Source organism: Janthinobacterium sp. BJB304, assembly GCF_002735765.1.
In the GTDB taxonomy this organism is placed as follows: domain Bacteria; phylum Pseudomonadota; class Gammaproteobacteria; order Burkholderiales; family Burkholderiaceae_D; genus Janthinobacterium.
The window spans coordinates 1-19,139 of the sequence record NZ_PDZN01000040.1 but is presented as its reverse complement, the minus strand read 5'-3'; the positions used below and the strand labels follow the sequence as shown (position 1 = coordinate 19,139).

18 protein-coding genes and 1 tRNA gene are annotated in these 19,139 nt (G+C 64.4%); 4 read left to right on the top strand and 15 right to left on the bottom strand.

Annotation, left to right across the window (positions count from 1 at the left end; all coding sequences use genetic code 11):
* The first annotated feature begins 41 nt into the window (after positions 1 to 41).
* The 4 genes from CSQ95_RS28505 to CSQ95_RS28490 all read left to right on the top strand — a co-directional run bounded on the left by CSQ95_RS28505 (position 42) and on the right by CSQ95_RS28490 (position 2,476).
* Positions 42 to 118 (top strand) — tRNA-Asp (locus CSQ95_RS28505).
* 156 nt (positions 119 to 274) lie between these two features.
* A complete protein-coding gene (locus CSQ95_RS28500; RefSeq protein ID WP_257218267.1) occupies positions 275 to 1,378 on the top strand; it encodes a hypothetical protein in 1,104 nt (367 codons plus the stop codon).
* Positions 1,369 to 1,995, top strand: coding sequence for an ATP-binding cassette domain-containing protein (locus tag CSQ95_RS28495; RefSeq protein ID WP_099411948.1), 627 nt, complete (start codon positions 1,369 to 1,371; stop codon positions 1,993 to 1,995). The genes CSQ95_RS28500 and CSQ95_RS28495 overlap by 10 nt, the downstream gene beginning before the upstream one ends.
* Before the next feature lie 133 nt (positions 1,996 to 2,128).
* Positions 2,129 to 2,476: a CzcE family metal-binding protein gene (locus tag CSQ95_RS28490; protein WP_070219445.1), complete on the top strand. Its 348-nt coding sequence runs from the start codon at positions 2,129 to 2,131 to the stop codon at positions 2,474 to 2,476.
* Between the two features lie 68 nt (positions 2,477 to 2,544).
* Here CSQ95_RS28490 and ahpF read toward each other — a convergent pair whose 3' ends face one another.
* The 15 genes from ahpF to CSQ95_RS28415 all read right to left on the bottom strand — a co-directional run.
* Complete coding sequence (gene ahpF / locus CSQ95_RS28485) at positions 2,545 to 4,140, bottom strand: alkyl hydroperoxide reductase subunit F (RefSeq protein ID WP_099411947.1); 1,596 nt, start codon at positions 4,138 to 4,140, stop codon at positions 2,545 to 2,547.
* 98 nt (positions 4,141 to 4,238) lie between these two features.
* The gene (gene ahpC / locus CSQ95_RS28480; protein WP_070219447.1) at positions 4,239 to 4,802 is read right to left on the bottom strand and encodes an alkyl hydroperoxide reductase subunit C; all 564 of its coding nucleotides are present in this window, start codon (positions 4,800 to 4,802) and stop codon (positions 4,239 to 4,241) included.
* Positions 4,803 to 4,996: 194 nt separating this feature from the next.
* A complete protein-coding gene (locus CSQ95_RS28475; RefSeq protein WP_099411946.1) occupies positions 4,997 to 5,395 on the bottom strand; it encodes a DUF3597 domain-containing protein in 399 nt (132 codons plus the stop codon).
* A gap of 169 nt (positions 5,396 to 5,564) precedes the next feature.
* Complete coding sequence (locus CSQ95_RS28470; protein WP_257218266.1) at positions 5,565 to 8,408, bottom strand: EAL domain-containing protein; 2,844 nt, start codon at positions 8,406 to 8,408, stop codon at positions 5,565 to 5,567.
* A 134-nt stretch (positions 8,409 to 8,542) separates the two neighbouring features.
* The gene (gene rbsD, locus CSQ95_RS28465; protein WP_099411945.1) at positions 8,543 to 8,935 is read right to left on the bottom strand and encodes a D-ribose pyranase; all 393 of its coding nucleotides are present in this window, start codon (positions 8,933 to 8,935) and stop codon (positions 8,543 to 8,545) included.
* A gap of 13 nt (positions 8,936 to 8,948) precedes the next feature.
* A complete protein-coding gene (gene rbsK, locus CSQ95_RS28460; RefSeq protein ID WP_099411944.1) occupies positions 8,949 to 9,863 on the bottom strand; it encodes a ribokinase in 915 nt (304 codons plus the stop codon).
* The gene (locus tag CSQ95_RS28455; protein WP_099411943.1) at positions 9,860 to 10,918 is read right to left on the bottom strand and encodes a LacI family DNA-binding transcriptional regulator; all 1,059 of its coding nucleotides are present in this window, start codon (positions 10,916 to 10,918) and stop codon (positions 9,860 to 9,862) included. Before CSQ95_RS28455 ends, rbsK begins: the two co-directional genes overlap by 4 nt.
* 9 nt (positions 10,919 to 10,927) lie before the next feature.
* Positions 10,928 to 11,899 carry an ABC transporter permease gene (locus tag CSQ95_RS28450; RefSeq protein ID WP_070219453.1) on the bottom strand — a complete coding sequence of 324 codons (972 nt, stop codon included), beginning with the start codon at positions 11,897 to 11,899 and terminating at the stop codon, positions 10,928 to 10,930.
* An 18-nt stretch (positions 11,900 to 11,917) separates the two neighbouring features.
* The gene (locus CSQ95_RS28445) at positions 11,918 to 13,471 is read right to left on the bottom strand and encodes a sugar ABC transporter ATP-binding protein (protein ID WP_099411942.1); all 1,554 of its coding nucleotides are present in this window, start codon (positions 13,469 to 13,471) and stop codon (positions 11,918 to 11,920) included.
* Positions 13,472 to 13,557: 86 nt separating this feature from the next.
* Complete coding sequence (locus CSQ95_RS28440; RefSeq protein WP_070219455.1) at positions 13,558 to 14,517, bottom strand: sugar ABC transporter substrate-binding protein; 960 nt, start codon at positions 14,515 to 14,517, stop codon at positions 13,558 to 13,560.
* A gap of 208 nt (positions 14,518 to 14,725) precedes the next feature.
* Complete coding sequence (locus tag CSQ95_RS28435; RefSeq protein ID WP_099411941.1) at positions 14,726 to 15,607, bottom strand: EamA family transporter; 882 nt, start codon at positions 15,605 to 15,607, stop codon at positions 14,726 to 14,728.
* A 160-nt stretch (positions 15,608 to 15,767) separates the two neighbouring features.
* Entirely contained in the window at positions 15,768 to 16,856 is a 1,089-nt protein-coding gene (locus CSQ95_RS28430) for a zinc ribbon domain-containing protein (RefSeq protein ID WP_099411940.1), read from the bottom strand.
* An 8-nt stretch (positions 16,857 to 16,864) separates the two neighbouring features.
* Positions 16,865 to 17,971, bottom strand: coding sequence for a zinc ribbon domain-containing protein (locus CSQ95_RS28425; protein ID WP_099411939.1), 1,107 nt, complete (start codon positions 17,969 to 17,971; stop codon positions 16,865 to 16,867).
* Positions 17,972 to 18,038: 67 nt separating this feature from the next.
* A complete protein-coding gene (locus CSQ95_RS28420; RefSeq protein WP_143450119.1) occupies positions 18,039 to 18,764 on the bottom strand; it encodes a hypothetical protein in 726 nt (241 codons plus the stop codon).
* A 48-nt stretch (positions 18,765 to 18,812) separates the two neighbouring features.
* Positions 18,813 to 19,139, bottom strand: a 327-nt coding sequence (locus CSQ95_RS28415; RefSeq protein ID WP_180279199.1) for a hypothetical protein, incomplete at its 5' end; no start/stop codon positions are given.

Below are 19,139 nucleotides of genomic sequence, written 5' to 3'. Positions count from 1 at the left end.
TCCAGTGCTTCATGGATCAGCAACACAGATCATACGAGCTTGGAGTGGTAGTTCAGTTGGTTAGAATACCGGCCTGTCACGTCGGGGGTCGCGGGTTCGAGTCCCGTCCGCTCCGCCAATAAAAGAAAAGCCCTTTGGTTCCTGGAACCGAAGGGCTTTTCCCATTCTGGGGTCAGATCCACAACACCGCCAACGTCAACCCCAAAACTGACTTGTCCGGGGGTCTGACCCCGGCTGTTAGAATCAGCGCTACCCTGACTCCGCCCCTGCCCGCATGCGTTTGCCCCGTAGTACTCCCCCCTATATCGCCCTGCGGCTGCGCCTGGCCCAGCACGCCCTGCTGCAATTTGCCGCCAGCCTGACGAGTTCCATGGAAATCTTCTTTTTCCTGGCCGGTCCCGTCGTGCTGGGCTTGCTCAGCGTCATCGCCCTGCCCGGCTTTCTCGCCGTGAGCCAGCCCTGGCCCGCCGCACTGAGTATCATCGTCACGCAGGCCGTCCTCACTTGCCTGCCCGCCTGGCTGCTGCGCAAACGGCTGCTGCCGGCAAGTACCGCCGCCTGGCTGCGCCAGCTCCCCTTGCCGCCGCGCCTGCGCTGGCAAGCCGATATCGCCGTCGCCGGCCTGCTGATGCTGCCGCTGGGCCTTGCGTATGCCGTCTCGGCCGGCATCTGGCTGCTACAGTCGCCGCCGTGGCTGCGCCCCATTGCGGCGCCCGGCATTGCCGCCACCGCCGGTGCCTGGCTGCTGGCCTGGCTGCTGACGACGCTCATCGTGGCGCAACGCCTGCGCGCGCCGCGCCCCGCCCAAAGGGCGCGGGCGCCCACGATGAGCGCCTATGTACCGCAGCCCCCCCGCTGGTCTACCCTGTTCCTGTGGCGCCAGCTGTTCTGGCTGCCGTTCTGGCGCAATGAGAATGTGATCGGCCTGCAGCAAAGCGTCTTGCTGGCCACGGCGGGCGCCAGCATGCTAGCCTGGCTGCTGCGCGCGCCCCTGCTGCCCGCGCCGCTGCTCGGTTTGCTGGCCAGCGCCAGCCTGGTCATTGTGACGGACCGGGGCGACAAGGCCGTGCGCGAACAGATCGCCGTGCTGCGCCCAGCGCTGAACGCCTGGCCGCTGGCCAGCGCGCCCTTGCTGCGCCTGGCCTGCGCGGCCAGCCTGCTGCCAGCGTTTGCCGTGCTGCTGTCCGCCGGCGTCTTGCTGTACGCCACCGATCCTGCCGCCTTGCAACAGCGCGTCACCAGCGTGTATGCCCTCACCGCCAGTGTCGCCCTGCTGGCCATCGTCGGCCTGCCACGCCTGACGGCGCGCGGCAGGGTCGCCCTCGTCGTCCTGTCCATCCTTGCCTTGAGCGCCATCGGAAGCGAATTATGGAATTGAACCTGCCTTCTCCCGTGCTGTATATCGAGCACCTCGATTTTCACTTCCCTACGCACAGCGTGTTCCAAGGGTTCAACCAGCAATTCGGCCCCGGCGTGACCTGGCTGCGCGGCGCGAACGGGGCCGGCAAGACGACCCTGCTGAAGCTGGCGGGCGGCGCCCTGCTGCCCGCGCGCGGCGCCATCCGCCTGAACGATATCGACAGCGGCTTCATGCCGCTGGCCTACCGCGCCCAGGCCTTCTATTGCGGCGGCGATGCCCCCGCCCTGCCCTGGCTGCAAGTGCACGAGTTTCTCGACCTGTACCTGGCCCTGTACCCGGGCAGCGACCAGGCCCTGCTGAACGACGAACTGAGCGCATTTTCCCTGCTGCAGACCTTACAGCAAAGCATCACCGCCCTGTCCCTGGGCCAGCATAAAAAACTGCAGCTGGCCCTGGCCCTGGCCTTGCCCGTGCGCCTGCTGCTGATCGACGAGCCGTTCAACGGCCTCGACGCGGCCGCCATGGCGTACTTGCGCCAGCGACTGGCCGACCCGGCCCGCCTGGCGCGCCAGTGCATCGTGCTGACCAGCCATCTGGCGCCGGACGTGCCGCTGGCGGCGACGGTGGAAATATAGACAGGAAATACAGCTTTTCAGATCGACAAGAACCGCTTAGGATGCCGTGTTGCAAAAACCGGCGATCCCGGTGCAGCCACGACAACAACACGGCACGGTTATTCACCGCGCCCGGCTTATTCTTGGAGAAATCATGTTGAACATCCACCGCAGCGCCCTGGCCATCCTGTGCGCCGCTATCACCACCTGCACCTCTTCGGCCCTCGCCGCCGGCCCCACGGGCACGGCCGCCGACTATGGCAGCAGCGCCCCGCACGCCGCCGCCCAGCGCAGCATCGAACTGCAGCCCGACACGCGCCACATCAACGTCACGCACGGCGAAACCGTCACCATCGCGCGCGCCGGCCAGCGTTTTACGTGGCACGTGCAAACTTTTAACCATCAAACGACATTCGCCCTGAGCGACATCGCGCCGAAGGACATGGCCGTCGATGGCGTGCAGGTGTATGTCGCCGCCAACCCGCTGTACACAGGCAGCTAAGTTTCCTCTACGCATAAAAAAACCGGAAGGGCCTCGCGGCCTTTCCGGTTTTTTTTCAGCGTGAAGAGTTACGCCGTCAGCGCTTCTTTCGCGGCGGACTCGTCGACCACTTCCTCGTCATCCGAGCGGATCAGGTGGTCAAAGGCGGACAGGGCTGCCTTGGCGCCTTCGCCGGTGGCGATGATGATCTGCTTGTACGGCACCGTGGTGACGTCGCCGGCCGCGAACACGCCGGGGATCGAGGTCTGGCCGCGGGCATCGACTTCGATTTCGCCGTGGCGCGACAGGGCGACCGTGCCTTTGAGCCACTCCGTGTTCGGCACCAGGCCGATCTGCACGAAGACGCCTTCCAGCTCGACCTTGTTCGACGCACCGCTGATGCGGTCCGTGTAGCTGAGGCCATTGACGATCTTGCCGTCGCCGTGGATTTCGGTGGTTTGCGCCGAGGTGATCACGGTCACGTTGGGCAGGCTGTGCAGCTTTCGCTGGAGCACCGCATCGGCGCGCAGTTCCGCGCCGAACTCGATCAGGGTCACGTGTTTCACGAGGCCGGCCAGGTCGATCGCCGCTTCCACGCCCGAGTTGCCGCCGCCGATCACGGCCACGCGCTTGCCCTTGAACAAGGGACCATCGCAGTGCGGGCAGTAGGCGACACCGTGGTTGCGGTATTCCTTCTCGCCCGGCACATTGATTTCGCGCCAGCGGGCGCCGGTGGCCAGGATGACGGTCTTGGCTTTGAGCACGGCGCCATTCGCCGTTTCAATCTCGATCAGCTTGCCTGGAGTCAATTTCGCGGCGCGCTGCGTGTTCATGATATCGACGTCGTATTCCTTGACGTGCTGTTCCAGCGCCACGGCGAACTTCGGACCATCGGTTTCCTTGACGGAAATAAAATTCTCGATCGCCAGGGTATCGAGCACCTGGCCGCCGAAACGCTCGGCCAGCACGCCCGTGTTGATGCCCTTGCGGGCCGCGTAGATCGCCGCTGCCGCGCCGGCTGGGCCGCCGCCAACGATCAGCACGTCAAACACGTCTTTCTTGCTCAACGCTGCCGCCTGGCGGGCGCCGGCATTGGTGTCGAGCTTGGCGAGGATTTCCTCGACATTCGTGCGTCCCTGGCCGAAATGCTGGCCATTGAGGAACATCATCGGCACGGCCATGATCTGGCGTTCTTCCACTTCTTGCGGGAACACGCCGCCATCGATGGTGGTGACCTTGATGCGCGGGTTGATCACGGCCATGGCATTCAAGGCCTGCACCACTTCCGGGCAGTTATGGCAGGAGAGCGAAATAAACGTTTCAAACTCGTAATCGCCGTCGAGGTTGCGGATCTGCTCGATCACGGCATCGTCGAACTTGATGGTGTGGCCGCCCACTTGCAGCAGCGCCAGCACCAGCGAGGTAAATTCGTGGCCCAGCGGCACACCGGCGAAACGCACGCCGATGTCGGAGCCGGTACGGTTGATGCTGAACGACGGGGTCCGTACGCCAGCGTCAAGGCGCTCGACCAGCGTGATCTTGTCGCTCAACAGGACTATCTCCTGGAGCAATTCCTTCATCTCGCGGGCTTTTGCGCTGTCATCGAGAGAAGCGACCAGCTCAAGCGGATACACCACTTTTTCCAGGTAGGATTTCAGTTGGGTTTTGAGGGTTGCATCTAACATGATTTTTTCTTCCTTTACAAATATTTAGGCGAATGCCGGGCCGGACGCCCGGTCCGGCATCGCGGTAACTACTTGTTTGCTACGTCGTGCATCGAGACTTAGATCTTGCCGACCAGGTCCAGCGATGGGGTCAGCGTTGCGGCGCCTTCCGTCCATTTTGCCGGGCACACTTCGCCTGGGTGGTTCGCCACGTACTGGGCGGCTTTGACTTTGCGCAACAGTTCCGATGCGTCACGGCCGATGCCGTTGTCATGCACTTCCAGCACTTTGATGAAGCCGTCCGGATTGATGACGAAGGTGCCGCGCAGTGCCAGGCCTTCTTCTTCGATCATGACTTCGAAGTTGCGCGACAGGGCGCCGGTCGGGTCGCCGATCAGTGCGTATTGCACTTTCTTGATCGCGTCCGAGGTGTCGTGCCAGGCTTTGTGCGCGAAGTGGGTATCGGTCGAGATGCCGTAGACATCGACGCCCAGCTTCTGGAACTCGGCGTGGTGATCGGCCAGATCTTCCAGTTCGGTTGGGCAAACGAAGGTGAAGTCGGCTGGGTAGAAGACGAATACCGACCACTTGCCTTTCAGCGACGCTTCCGTCAGGTCGACGAATTTGCCATTGTGGTATGCGGTTGCCTTGAATGGTTTAACTTGGGTATTGATCAGCGACATGTCATTTCCTCTCGTGTGGTGAATCAGTAAGACTCTAGTGTAAGGGGTTTTAACCCATATTCAAAATTGATTGTCACAATAGTTTCAATTGGTTTTAGCTATCATGACGCCATGGGAACTCCATGCTAGGCAGTTCCCACGGGATTGGATAGCGGTGACAGTGGATACCCCTGCCGCCGCCAGGTGTTTCATTCCTAGTTCTTTAACTCTTCTGGTACCTTGCCGCCGTTTTCCGCCAGCTTGATCATCACCTGACGGTGCAGCCAGATATTCATGCTGGCCGAATCGTTGGTGTCGCCCGTGAAGTGCAGCTCTTGCGCCAGTTCCTTGCGCGCGGCCAGGCTGCTGTCGAGTTGAAGCAGTTTCATCAGGTCGACGATGGACGTGCGCCAATTGAGTTTTTCCGCGTTCTTGCTGGCCAGGTCGACCAGCACCACTTCCACGTCGACGACCGGCACGGCGGCGGCCGGTGCAGGCGCTGCCGCCGGTGCGGCTGCCGCTGGCGCGTCGGTAGCGGCGGCTGGCGTGGCTGCCGGGGCAGCGTCGGATGAATGGTGGAAGATTTTGTTATAGATATTGCTGAAAATGCCCATGAGGTCACCTCGAGTTGAGTGAATGGAAGAAGGTTTGCCTGCGCACCAGGTCCAGGACCCGTGACAGCAATGCCGGGCGCAGGCGCCAGCCCGTCGAGTATAAGCCCGTTCAGGCCGGGAGCCCCGTCCCGCAGGCTTGCGTAACATCTGGTAGCGCGGCGCGCCTGTTTCAAGGGTGCAAGGGCCGCCGGGCGTGCAGCAGCGCGTCGAACGCGTCGATGGCCAGCGGCGGCGCAAACAGCTTGCCTTGCGCAAAATCGCAGCCGATCTCCAGCAGCAGCGCGCGCTGCTCTTCGGTCTCCACCCCTTCGGCGATGACTTGCAAACCCAGCTTGTGGGCCATGGTGACGATGGCTTCGCACAGCACCAGTTCGCTGGCCCCGGGCGCCAGCTTGCGCACCAGCACGCCGTCGAGCTTCAGGTAATCGATGCCGCACTGCTGCAATTGCGTCAGCGAGGCATGGCCGCTGCCGAAGTCGTCGAGGGCGATCTGCAAGCCCGCCTCGCGCAAGTGCTGCAGGCGTGGCGCCATGCTATTGCCGCTAGGTAAAAGCATATCTTCGCGCATGTCGAGCACGATGGCCGAAGGCGGCACATCGAGCGCCAGCAGCTGGCGCAGCCAGGTGCCGGGCGCCTCGACTTCGCGCTGCAATTCCAGCGACGACTGGTTCAGGCACAGCTGCAGCCCCGGCAAGCCGATGGCCTGGCCCTGGGCACGCCAGCGCCGCAGCTGCGCGGCCGCCGTGCGCAGCACCCAGTCGCCGATCTCCACGATCAGGCCGCTGCTCTCGGCCAGCGCCAGGAAATCGGGCGGGCACACGATGCCCCGCTGCGGATGCTGCCAGCGCAGCAAGGCTTCCACTTTGGCAAGTTTGCCGCTATGCAGCTCGACGATGGGCTGGTAATACAGCTGCATCTGCTGTTCGTGCAGGGCCGCGCGCAAGTCCGCCCCCATGCGCATGCGGTTGACGGCCGCCACCTGCATGGCCGGCGTGAAATAACTGTAGCGGTTGCGCCCCGCGCCTTTCGAGACATACATGGCCTGATCCGCCTGCTTGAGCAATTCCTCGATCGTGCCCGCGTCGTCCGGATACAGGGTGATGCCGATCGAGGCCGAGACGAAGGCCTGCTCCTGTCCCAGCAGGAACGGCGCCAGCAAGCCGTCGAGGATTTGCCGCGCGATGCGGTCGACTTGCTGCAAATCATCGATATCGGACAGGATCACCGTGAATTCATCGCCGCCCAGGCGCGCCACCGTGTCCGTCTCGCGCACGCCCACGCGGATGCGCCGCGCCGCTTCGATCAGCAAGATATCGCCCTGGTGGTGGCCGAGGGTGTCGTTGACTTCCTTGAAATGGTCGAGGTCGATGAACAGGATGGCCACGCGGCTTGCGTCGCGCCGCCCCTGGGCCAGCGCCAGGCGCAGGCGCTCGTGGAACATGCGGCGGTTCGGCAATTGCGTCAGGGTATCGAAATTGGCTTGCTGCCAGATCAGCGCTTCCGTTTGCCGCTTGTCCGTCACGTCTTCCAGCATGCACAGGTGGTGCGGGCCGCCATGGCGCGCCGTTGCGATGGCCGTCACCGAGGCGTCGACCCACACCACGCCGCCATCGGGACGCACGATGCGCTTGGCGTGGCGAAAACCCTGCATGCGCCGCGCCAGCAGCTGCGCCACGTGCGCCTGCTCGCCCGCCACGTCGTCGGGATGGCTGATTTCCATCCAGCTCGTCTGCTTCATGTGCTCCAGCGTGCGCCCGGCGATGGCCAGATAGCGCGGATTGATATCCAGAAACTGTCCGCTCACGGTATCGATCAGGGCGATGCCCATGGGCGCCTGCTCGAACATGGTGCGAAAGCGCAATTCCCCTTGCCGGATGGTGTCCTCGGTGCGGCGGCGCTCACGCGCCAGATTGCTGAAATGAAAGGCGGCCGATACGGCCAACAGGCTGCCCGCCACGCCCAGCGACAGGTACAGCCAGCCGAGGTCCGCGCCTGGCACGGGGCGATACAAAAAACCCTGGTAGGCGCGGCTGTCCGTGGCATTGCGCGGCAGCACGCCCATGGCGGCATACGTATCGGCGATATGCTGCCAGCGCTGGGGATTCATGTAGCCCGGCTCCACCAGCGTAGGCTGCAGCAGCAGCTCCATCTGCTGCGCCTCGTACAGCAGGTGCGCGCGGTCATGGCGCTGGCTGTATTTGAGATGGATCAATTGCGCCATTTCCTCGCGGTGCGCCATCGCGTATTGCCAGCCGCGCAAACTGGCCGCGCGGAACGCTTTTACGCGCTCGGGATGGCGGCGCAGTTCGCGCTCGCTGGTAAACAGGTTGTCGCCGTAGAAATCGATGCCGGCCGTGCGCGGTGTAAACTGGTAATAGGGAAATCCCGCCCGGTCCAGATAGTCCGGTTCGTTGGTGGAATACGCGGCAATCGCATCGACTTTGCCCTCGATCAAATCCTCGACCCGGTAGCTGGGCGGCAAGTGGCGCATCTGCTGCGGCGCGACGCCCATTTTCCGCAGGAATAGCGACACTTCATCGGATGCAGACGCCACGTCGGTGGGCGCGCCTATCATCACGGGCGCCCCCGCCAGCTTGCGCACGTCGGGCGCGCCGCCTTGCTGGCGCATCAACAGCACGCTGGGCGAATGCTGGAACACGACGGCCAGCACCACCACGGGTTTACCTGCCAGGCGGCTGAGCAACAAGGTGCTGTTGCCCACGCCATATTCGGCCTGGCCCGCCAGCACGGCCGCCTCGGCGCGCGGCGCGCCGCTGCCTTCGAGCAGCGTCACGTCGAGGCCCGCCTCGCGGTAATAGCCTTGCTCGATGGCCGCGTAATAGCCGGCGAACTGGAACTGGTGCGTGAAATTGAGCTGCAGGGAGACGGGCTCCAGAGCCCGGGCTTGTGTGGCCAGGCACAGCAGCAGGAAGAAATGGCCGCGCCAGCCGCACGCCAGCCTGCCGGCGAGCGGCAAGACAAAGCGGAAAGCATCGAGGGCTTTCATCGGCATGGCGGAACACCACAGGAAGCTGCCGAGCTGGCAGGGGTAAAGCTATTGTAGCCGCCCCTTTTGCCATTGGATAATTATTTCAGTGAGAACAATAGCGTTGATGTTTTTGGCAAACAATTGCGCGTTTGTTTGCGCTAGAACACGACGCCGGCGACCAAAATGATGTTGGCATACGGACTGCACTCGCCCGTGCGCACGATGGCGCGCGCGCCCTTGCTCAATTGCTTGAACTCCTCGTGCGTCACCTGGCGCGCATCGGGCAAGGCCAAGGCCGCCACCTGCGCCGCCATGGCCGGATTATGCTGCGGCAGTTCGCTGGCGAGCAAATGGTATTCCACCTGCATTTCGCTCAATACCGTGTTGACGGTATCGATGAAGCCGGGAATGCCGCGCGTCAGGGCCAGGTCAATCAGGGGCACGCCCGGCTGCGACGGCAAGCCCGCGTCGCCGATGACGAGCATGTCGCCATGGCCGAGCGACGCGATCATTTGCGACAGCGCAATATTGAGCAACGGTGATTTTTTCATGGGCGTGGTGTCGTTAGAACAGCTCGTGCAAGTGGGGGATCGAGGTTTGCGCGCCGGGCTTGGTGACGCTCCAGGCGGCCGCGCGCTGGCCTTGCTGGATGGCTTCCGCCTCGTCCATGCCGGACGCCAGGCCCGCCACAAAACCGCCGATAAACGTGTCGCCGGCGGCCGTTGTGTCGACCGCTTGCACCACTTCGGCCGGAAAGGTGAAATCGCCGCCATACAGGGCCGCATGCACGCCCTTGGAACCCAAGGTGATGATGACGTTGTCGCTGCCCAGCTTTTGCAGCGCGGCCGCCAGCGCCTTGGCATCGGCACCTTCCGGGCTGACGCCGGCCAGCATGGCCGCTTCGATTTCATTCGGAATCAGGTAGTCAACCAGTTCCAGCACGCCTTGCGGCAAGCTGGCCGCCGGGGCCGGGGCCGGGTTCAGCACCACGGTCTTGCCCAAGGAGCGGGCCAGTTTAATCGCGTGCACGACGGTGTCCATCGGCGTTTCCAGCTGCAGCACGACGATGTCGGCCTGCTCGATCAGCTCTTTGGCCGCGTCGATATGCGCGGGGCTGAGCAGATCGTTGGCGCCGCCGGCGATCACGATGCTGTTCTGGCCGTTGTCGTCGACGAGGATCGAGGCGATGCCGGACGCCACGCCGGGCAAGGTCGTGACGTGGCTGTCGATGATGCCGTCGCCCACGAGGGCCGCGCGCAACGTCGCGCCGAAGGCGTCGTCGCCCACGCAGCCGACCATGGCCACTTGCTGGGCGCCCGCCACCTTGCCGCTCAGGCGCGCGCAGGCCACGGCCTGGTTGGCGCCCTTGCCGCCAGGAATAGTTCTAAACGCGCCGCCCGTCAGGGTTTCGCCGGGGAGGGGCATGCGCGGCACGCGCAAGACCAGGTCCATATTGATGCTGCCGATAACCACGATCATGATGTCATTCCCATCAGTTCAGTTGCAGGTGAAGAAGTAGGTGCGGAAGAAGGTAGCGTGGCGGCCACGCTGGAGCCGCGCACGTGCAGCTCGGGGGCGATGCTGCGCTGCTGGCGCGGCAAGGCGGGGTCGGCGATGCGCGCCAGCAGACAGGCGGCCGTGATGTGGCCCAGCTCGCGCGTATTTTGCGCCACGCTGCTCAAGGCCGGATGCACGAAGCTGGCCAGGTCGATATCGTCGAAGCCGACGACGGCCAGTTCGGCCGGCACGGCAATGCCCCGCTCGGCGGCGGCGCGCAGGGCGCCAAAGGCCATCAAGTCATTGCAGCAGAACAGGGCGTCGGGGCGCTGGCCTGGCGGCAGCGCCAGCAAGTCCAGCGCGGCCGCATAGCCGCCCGCGCTCGTGAAATCGCTGTGGCGGCACAGGGCGTCGGCCAGGACCACGCCCGCGTCCGCCATGGCGCTGCGCGCGCCATCGATGCGCTCATTGGAAATGCTCACTTCGCGGGGACCGGCGATGCAGGCAAGGCGCCGCCGCCCCAGCTCCAGCAAATGGCGCGCGGCCAGGGATCCCCCGGCGCGGTTGTCGACGGCCACCGCATCGATGGCCAGGTCGCTGGGCGCGCGGTCGAGCAGCACGGCCGGCACCTTCATCTTGCGCAGCAATTCGCCATCGCTGTCGGCCAGCGCGGACAAAATCAGGCCGTCGCAGCGCTTGGTCAGCAGCACGTTCAGGTAGTCGCGCTGCTTGGCGGGGTCGTCATCGGAATTGCACAAGATGACGCTGTAGCCGGCCGCATAGCAGCTGTCCTCGATGCCGCGCGCCACTTCCGAGAAATACGGGTTCGTATTGTTCGGAATGATCAGGCCGATGGTGCCCGTGCTGCGGCTGCGCAAGGAGCGCGCCAGCGCGCTGGGCACGTAATGCAGTGCCTCCGCCGCCGCCAGCACAGCGCGGCGCGCCTCGTCGCTGACGGGGCGGGTATTGTTGAGGACGTGCGAGACGGTGGTAAACGACACCCCCGCCGCCTGCGCCACTTGCTTGATGGTTGCCATGGGCCAGTATTATGAACGCTCGCCGCGACGGCGGTAAGTGTCGAGCACCACGGCGGCGACGATCACCAGGCCCGTGACGATGCGTTTCACGGGTTCCGACACGCCCACCTGCGCCAGGCCCGCTTCCAGCACGGAAATGATCAACACGCCGATAAACGTGCTGATGACGGAACCGCGTCCGCCCATCAGGCTCGTGCCGCCGATCACGACGGCGGCGATCACTTGCAATTCCATGCCCACGCCGCCGTTCGGGTCGGCCGCTTCCAGGCGCGACACCTGGAACAGCGCGCCCACGCCGGCGAGGAAACCCATCAAGGCAAACACCAGCACTTTCGACGGTTTTGTATTGATGCCGGACAAACGCACGGCTTCTTCATTCGTGCCGATGCCGATCCAGTGGCGTCCCAGCACCGTGCGCGTGAGCACCAGGTGGCCGATGACGACGATGGCGATCGAGGCGATGAAGGCGGGCGACAGGCCAAACGCAATCGGCGAGCTGATGCCGTCCACGGCGCTGCCGATGTATTCCGTGCGCGAATTGGTCACCTGATAGGCCATGCCGCGCGCCATTTCCAGCACGCCCAAGGACACAATGAACGAGGGGATGCGCCAGCCGACGGAAATGAGGCCCGTCGTCGCGCCGCACAGGGCGGCGACGAACATGCCCAGCAAAGCCGCGCTCCACACGGGCCAGCCCCAGTGCACGACGGCCAGCGACAGCACGGACGCGGCCAGCGCCATCACGGAACCGACGGACAAATCGATGCCGCCGATGATCAGCACAAAGGTCATGCCGACGGCCATCACGACCAGGGTCGGGATGTTATTCGACAGGGTACTCAAGGTGGCCAAAGTAAAAAAGTTTTCGCTGGCAAACGAGAACAGCACGCACATGGCGAGCAAAGCGCCGATCAGGCCCGCATAGTTTTTCAGGTCGGCCAGGCTGCGCTGCAGATACGAAGGAGAGGAGTGGGTGGTCATGGGAATCTTTCCGGCGGATCAGGCCGCAGCTGGAGTGGAATTGGGGGTCAAATAGCCGGAGAAGGCAGCCGACAGCAGCGCGTCCTGGCTCCAGGCACCGCGCTCGAAGGTGTCGACGATGCTGCCGGCGCTCATGACGGCGATGCGGTCGCAGATCAGCATCAGTTCACGCAAGTCGCTCGAGACGATGACGAGGCCCTTGCCCTGGCGCGCCTGTTCGGCCAGCACCTGATAAATATCAAACTTGGCGCCGATATCGATGCCGCGCGTGGGCTCGTCGAACAGCATCACGGGGCAATCGCGGTACAGCCAGCGGGCGATCACGACCTTTTGCTGGTTGCCGCCAGACAACTCCGCCACCGTTTGCGCGCTGTTGCGCGAACGGATGCCCAGGCGCTGAATATAGTCGTCGGCCACCGATGCTTCGGCCGCATCGTTGAGCCAGCCAGCGCCACTGACCGTGTCGAGCGCGGCGAGGGTCGTGTTGACGGCGATCGACTGGCGCAGCAACAAACCTTGTCCCTTGCGGTCTTCCGTGATCATGGCGATGCCCGCCTGCACGGCTGCCTGCGGCGAGTGCAAGGCAGCAGGGACTTCGCTGTCGCCGAGGAACACGTCACCGGCATCGGCGCGGTCGGCGCCGAAGATCAAACGCAGCAATTCCGTGCGGCCCGAGCCGATGAGGCCGGCGATGCCGAGAATTTCGCCGGCGCGCAAGTCGAACGAGGTCGGGTTGACCACCTTGCCGCGCGCCAGGCCCCGCACGCGCAGCAGCGGCGCACCGATGGTGCGGCCGCTCAGGTCGACGGCATCGTCGGCCGAGCGGCCCACCATCAGGCTGACCAGGTCGGCCGCGGAGTGGCCTGCGATGTCGTCATCGCACACGAGCTGGCCATCGCGCAGCACGGCGATGCGGTCGGCCACGCGCTTGAGTTCTTCCAGGCGGTGGGAAATGTAGATGATGCACACGCCTTCGGCCTTCAGGCGTTCGATTTGCAGGAACAGCAATTCCACTTCGCGGTGCGTCAGCATGGCCGTCGGCTCATCTAACACCAGCAAACGGCAGGCGCCAATTAAATTGCGCGCGATTTCGATCATCTGCTGGTGGCCGATGCCCAGCTCGCCCACGAGGGTCCACGGGTCGAGGCCGCCCAGGCCCACTTTCTCCATCTGTTCGCGCGCGTCGCGTTCGAGACGGGCGCGGTCGATGAAGCCGAAACGCTGCGGCAGGTTTTTCAGGTACAGGTTTTCCGCGATCGACAGCGTGGGAATCAAATTCAATTCCTGCATCACCATGCGGATGCCCAGCGCCTCGGCGGCGCCGCGCGAGGCGGGCTGGTAGGGCTTGCCGTCGAGCAGCATCGTGCCCGTGGTGGCTTGCTCCAGGCCGCAGATGATCTTCGACAGGGTGCTTTTACCGGCACCGTTCTCTCCCGTCAGCGCCAGCACCTGGCCGGGGGCGAAACGCAGGCCCACGCCGCCCAGCACGGGGCCGACATAGGACTTGCCGATGTTATCCAGGGTCAATAGAGGGATGGCGGCTGATGGCGCCGGGGGGATGTCGGTGGGCATGATAAAACTCCGCGGAAAAAGGCGGCGGGGCCGGCGCCGCAGCCTCAGGCAGAGACGCGGACGCTGGCCCCGGCGGGATCAGACGATCAGGACTTGGCGCCCTTGGCGACCAGTTCGACCTTGGTTTCGATGACGCCACCGAGATCGGCCTGTTTCTTCTTCTGCGCCAGCGCTTTGAGCACGGTGTCGATGCCGAACACGGCTTGCTGCGAACCGAACTGGTCGGCGGTAGCCAGCACGCGGCCGTCGGCCAGCATCGGCTTGATGGCGTTGATGTTGTCGTAGCCGACGACGAGGACCTTGCCCGTCTTGCCGGCCGCCTTGATGGCGGACACGGCGCCGATGGCCATGTTGTCGTTACCGCACAGCAAAGCCTTGATATTCGGATTGGCGTTCAGCATGGCGGCGGCCACCGTATTGGCGGGGGCGATTTCCCACTGGCCCGACTGCACGCTGACGACCTTGGCACCGGCCGCGTTCATGGCGTCCTGGAAGCCCAGGGTGCGCTGCTGCGCGTTATAGGTGGTGGACACGCCCTCGATGATGCCGACGGGGTCGCCCTTCTTGATCTGCTTGGCCAGGAAGTCGCCGACGACCTTGGCGCCCTTGCGGTTGTCCGGGCCGACGAACGGCACGGTGATGCCCTTCTCTTTCAGCGCGCCCTCGTCGAGCTTGTTGTCGATATTGACGACGATGATGCCCGCGTCGATGGCTTTTTTCAGCACCGGCACCAGCGCTTTCGAGTCGGCCGGGGCGATCACCAGCGCGTTGACGCGCGAGACGATCATTTGCTCGACCAGCTTGATCTGGCTCGACGTATCCGTTTCATCCTTGATGCCGTTCGACAGCAGGTCGTACTTGGCGGCATTGGCCTTCTGATGCGCCTTGGCGCCATTTTCCATGGTCAGGAAAAATTCATTGGCGAGCGACTTCATCACCAGCGCCACCTTCGGTTTGGCAGGCGTCTGCGCCATGGCCGGCACGGCGGGCAAGGCACACACGAGGACAGCGGCGGCAATCATTTTCAGGCGAATACGGGATGTCATGAGCGTCTCCAGAGTGGTTGGTCAAGCACGTGTACTGCATGCTTTTTAGGAAATTCGTTGCGCGCAAACGTTTGCGCGAAGCGAATAGTGCCTCAATGCCCCATATCAGTGCAAGCAAAACAGTATGTGCGGTGCAGCAAAAAGGGGACGCTCAGAGGGAAACGGGCAGGCCGATGCGACCGGCCTGCCGAGGGGAAATGCGCGGAAGTCAGGCGTTTGTTGCGGGTCGGGCGCTGGCCCACTGCACCGCCAGCACACTGGCCAGTACCAGCAGCAAGCCCAGCATCGACCAGCCCGTCATGGCCTGGCCCAGCAAGGCCCAGCCCAGCACGACGGCCATCAGGGGACTGAGCAGTCCCAGCGAGGAGACGGCCACGGGCGACAGCCTGGCGATGCCGCGGAACCACAAGGCATACGCCAGCAGCGCGCCGGCCAGGCACAGGTAGGCGTAAGCCAATACTTGCTGCAAGGACAGCGCCGGCAACGGTGCGTCGGCCAGCCAGGCGACAGGCGCCAGCATCAGGCCGCCGAGCAGCAATTGCCAGCCCGTCAGCGCCAGCACGGGCAAGTCTGGCTTCCAGCGCCGCGTCAGATAGGTGCCGGCCGCCATGCAGGCCGTGCCGCCCAGCGCGGCGGCGATGCCGATCGGTTCCCACACCGTGCGCGGCGACAACAACAAAACGGCCATGCCGGCCACGCCCAGCACGCTGGCAAGCAAGGCCAGGCGGGCCGGACGGCGCCCTTCCACGCCCCAGGCCAGGCCCATCACCAGCAGCGGCTGGATGGCGCCCACCACGGCCGCCAAGCCGCCGGGCAGGCGGTAGGCGGCCACGAACAGCAGCGCCTGGAACACGCCGATATTGAGCGCCGACAGGATCAGCACGCGGCCCCAGTCGCGCCGCGCGGGCAGGCGCCGCATGATCAGCAGCGACAGCAGGCCGGCCGGCAGCACGCGGATCAGGGCCGCCGTGAAGGGCCGGTCCGGCGGCAGCAGTTCGGACGTGACGATATACGTGGAACCCCAGATCAAGGGCGCCAGCGCCGTGAGCAGAATATCGCCCCAGGCGGGGCGGACAGAAAAGGCGGACATGTACTATCTCGACATCAAGATAAAAAGCCAGTGTGGGCGCGAACTATCTTGATGTCAAGATAAATTGACGGAGGCACCGGCGCCTGGCGGGCGTAAAAAAGCCCGGCAGGGCCGGGCTTCGGGAATGAGGCAAGGCGGCACGCTGCCGCCTGCCCGACGCTTAATCGCGCACGCGCTGCAGCACCGCGACCGGCATGCCGCCGACGGTGAGCGTGGCCACGTTGTTGCTGTTGCTCAGGCTGATCTGCATGGCCATGCCGCCCCCCTCTTCCGAGACGATCGTCACGACATTGCCTTCGGTGGCAAACGTGGCCGTGCTTGCGTTGCCGTTCTCGATAATGCTGTCCTTTGTAAATTCCAGGATTTTGCCCGTCGAGCCCTTCCATTTGCCCACCAGCGGGTGGCCGCCAAAGCGGAACAGGCTTTTCAGCTTGTCCAGCATGCCCGCTTCTTGCGCACCCGAGGCATTGCGCATGGCACCCGCCATGGCCATGGCGGCCTGGTGCAGTTGCGCACGGTCGGTGACTTGCCATTGCTTGTCGACCAGCGCCAGCGGCAGTTGCACTTCCAGGCCGCCGCCCGGCAAGCGTTGCAGGATCTGCGTGCGGTCCGGCGATTTGACGAGCCATGCCGCTTCATCGCTCAGCGCCAGGGTGGCCGTGGCTATCGCCGTCGGCTGCCCGCCCATCTCGCGCACCTGCTCGTAGCCGCTGACCTTGGCCACTTTCACGCCCTTGGCCACGCACAGCTTGTCGCCGCGCAAGGCGGCCTTGCCCGGCGCGGCCAGCGCATAGACGAATTGCGATTGCGCCAGCCAGCCGCCGCTGCTTTGTTCGACGGGCGCGTTGTACAAGCCGCCACGCACGAGGATATCGAGCCATTGTCGAGTGGAGCTGTCGTACGACGCCACGCGGATTTCTTCCTTCTGGTACGGCAAGTTGGTGAAGCACAGCAGCTTGTCGCGCGCCGCCTCGTCGGCCGCCAGGTGGGCATCGATGGCGCGGCCAAAACTGCTGGCCGACGCCGCTTCCGGCGCCAGCAGCCACGCCAGGGCGCCGCCAGCCACGATGACCGCCGCCAGCGCGCCGCCGGCGATCATGAGGTGCCGCCGCTTCACGCCGGACAGCGCCGGTGTCGCGGCCGGCGCGGGTGATGGGACTGGCGCGGCATTGACGGCCTTGCCGCACTCGTCGCAAAAGCGCGCGTCGGGCGCGTGGGCGGTGCCGCACTGTTTACAGAATTGCGCCATGGTCTGCCTTACTTGAGTTTATGCGCGCATTCGCCGCAGAACACGTCATCGGACGCGACCGGGGCCTTGCAGCTCGGGCAATGCAGGCTGTCAACCGACGCAGCGACCGGTGCGGCAGGTGCCGCGGCCTGTTCGGCCAGGGCACGCGCGCGTTCACGCGCTTCTTCGGCTTTCTTCTTGACCGTGGCCAGCCCGTCGTTCAGGCTCGCTTCCGAGGCGCTGAAATCGACATTGCGCGTGGCGTTCAGGTAAATGATGCACACACCCTTGGTAAAGATCAGGCCGGGCACCACAGCCGCGGCCGCCATCAGCAAGCCGCCGCCCAGACCGGCTGCGATGATGTAGCCGGAACCGCCACTCAGACCCGAAGCGAGGGAATACATGTTCATCTGGCCGCCCAGGCCCAGGATGCCAGCCGACATGCCGCTGGTCAGCGACACGCCGGTACCGACCACGCCAAAGATCAGCAGCGCCACAAACGTCGTGATCAGGAACAGCAGCACTTCCAGCAGGATCACCGACACCAGCTTGGTGCGCACGATCAGATTCAGGCGGGCAATGATCTGGAACACGGTGGCGCCCGACCACGCGGCGGGGCCGGCCAGCGGCAGCATCACGTAAAACAGCGCAAACACCAGCACGCCCAGCACGATGGCCGACAACGGGAAGACCAGCGTGTACAGCACGGGGCCGAGCACGGGGATCTTGCAGACGAACAAAATGATGGCAATGGCGATCATGGCCGCCAGCACGATCAGAAATTCCAGGAACACGACCGCGATCAGGCGGTGGCTCGTGTACAGCGAGACGAGCACGGCATCCACCAGGCTCAAGCCAGGCTGGCCCTGGGCATCGCGCATCAGCAGGATGCCTACGGCGTTGGAGCCGTAAAACATCACGAGGAAGGCCATCAGGCCGCCCAGGAAACCCAGCAGCACGCTGCTCATGCTGCCGGCGAGCATCGTCAGTACACCACCGACGAGCACGGCGCCGATGAAGGTCAGGGCCAGCAGGGCAATCGCGCGGAAATTCTTGATGGCGTCGGTCGCTTCGATCAGCGAACCGAGCGCGGAGGAAAAGGGAAGAGGTTTAGGTGCTTCTGTGGAAATGGTCATGTCTAGCCTGGATGGGGGTAAATCGGGGAACGGAACGGCCGGCATGGCCGCCCCGTGGCAATCAGTGTCAGTAAGCGCGGGCCAGTTGCCGGTCGGACGCAGGCGCCTGGCGCTGGACGATCTGCAGCTTGACGTCCTGGCCGCCGACGCGCTTGCTATTCAGGTACAGGGCCGTGCGTACCGGGTAAATGCCCTGCGGCACGCCTTCAGGCATGGGAATCGAGAAGCCGCCCTTGTAGGCGCCGCTGCCGTTATTGCTGCTGACTACCTTGCGCACGGTTTTGATCAAGTCGCCATTGGGCTTGTACAGGCTCAATTCCTCTTCCACCAGCGGGTTCGGATCGCGCGTGCCGGCCGCCACTTCGATATACGAATTGGTCTGCGCCTTCTGGCCCGGACGCACGGACGATGGCGTAAAGCCCGTCTCGTACTTCACCAGGGTCGACTGCTCGGGCAGCTTGCCCTTGTTGGCGACCTTGTAGTCGGCCTGTACCTGCTGCGACGTCTTGACTTGCTGGCTTTGATAATTCAGGGCCACGCAGGCGAGTGCGCCCAGGCTGGCGCCCAGTGCCGCGCCGCGCACGGTATTGTTGCCGCCGCCCAGCAAGCCGCCCACGACGGCGCCGATGCCGGCCAGCATGGCCGTATTGCATTCGCCGCTGGCCGCTTCCGTGCCGGCGGTGGTGGTATTGCCCGTGGCGCCAGGACCGCCTGGCGCAGCGCAACCGGCCAGCATCGAAGACACGACCAGCAGCGCTACCATGGGCTTGGCAATTTGTTTCAAGTTTTTCACGTTATTCTCCGGAAGGATCAAAAATAGGGGGAAGGCAAGCCGCGCGGCTTACTCGATCTGGATTTGCGACAGCGCCTTGTCTTGCGCTTCCTTCGCCTTGCGCTTGATGTCGAGCGCATGGCGGTTGCCCGTGTCCATGCGCAGCACGGCATTCGCGTTGGCAATGGCGCAGTCGTACTTGCGCTGACTCATGCAGTGGCTCGCTTCCGACAGGCTGTCCGTGATCACGCTTTCCAGGCCGCTAGTCTGTTTGACAGGCGCCGCTGGCGGTATCACCTTGACCGGCTTGGCCGGCTTTTCCGCGACGGGAGCCGGTTTTTCCACAGCCGGGGCCGGGGCGGGTGCGGGCACCGGCTCGGGGGCGGGCGCGGCGAC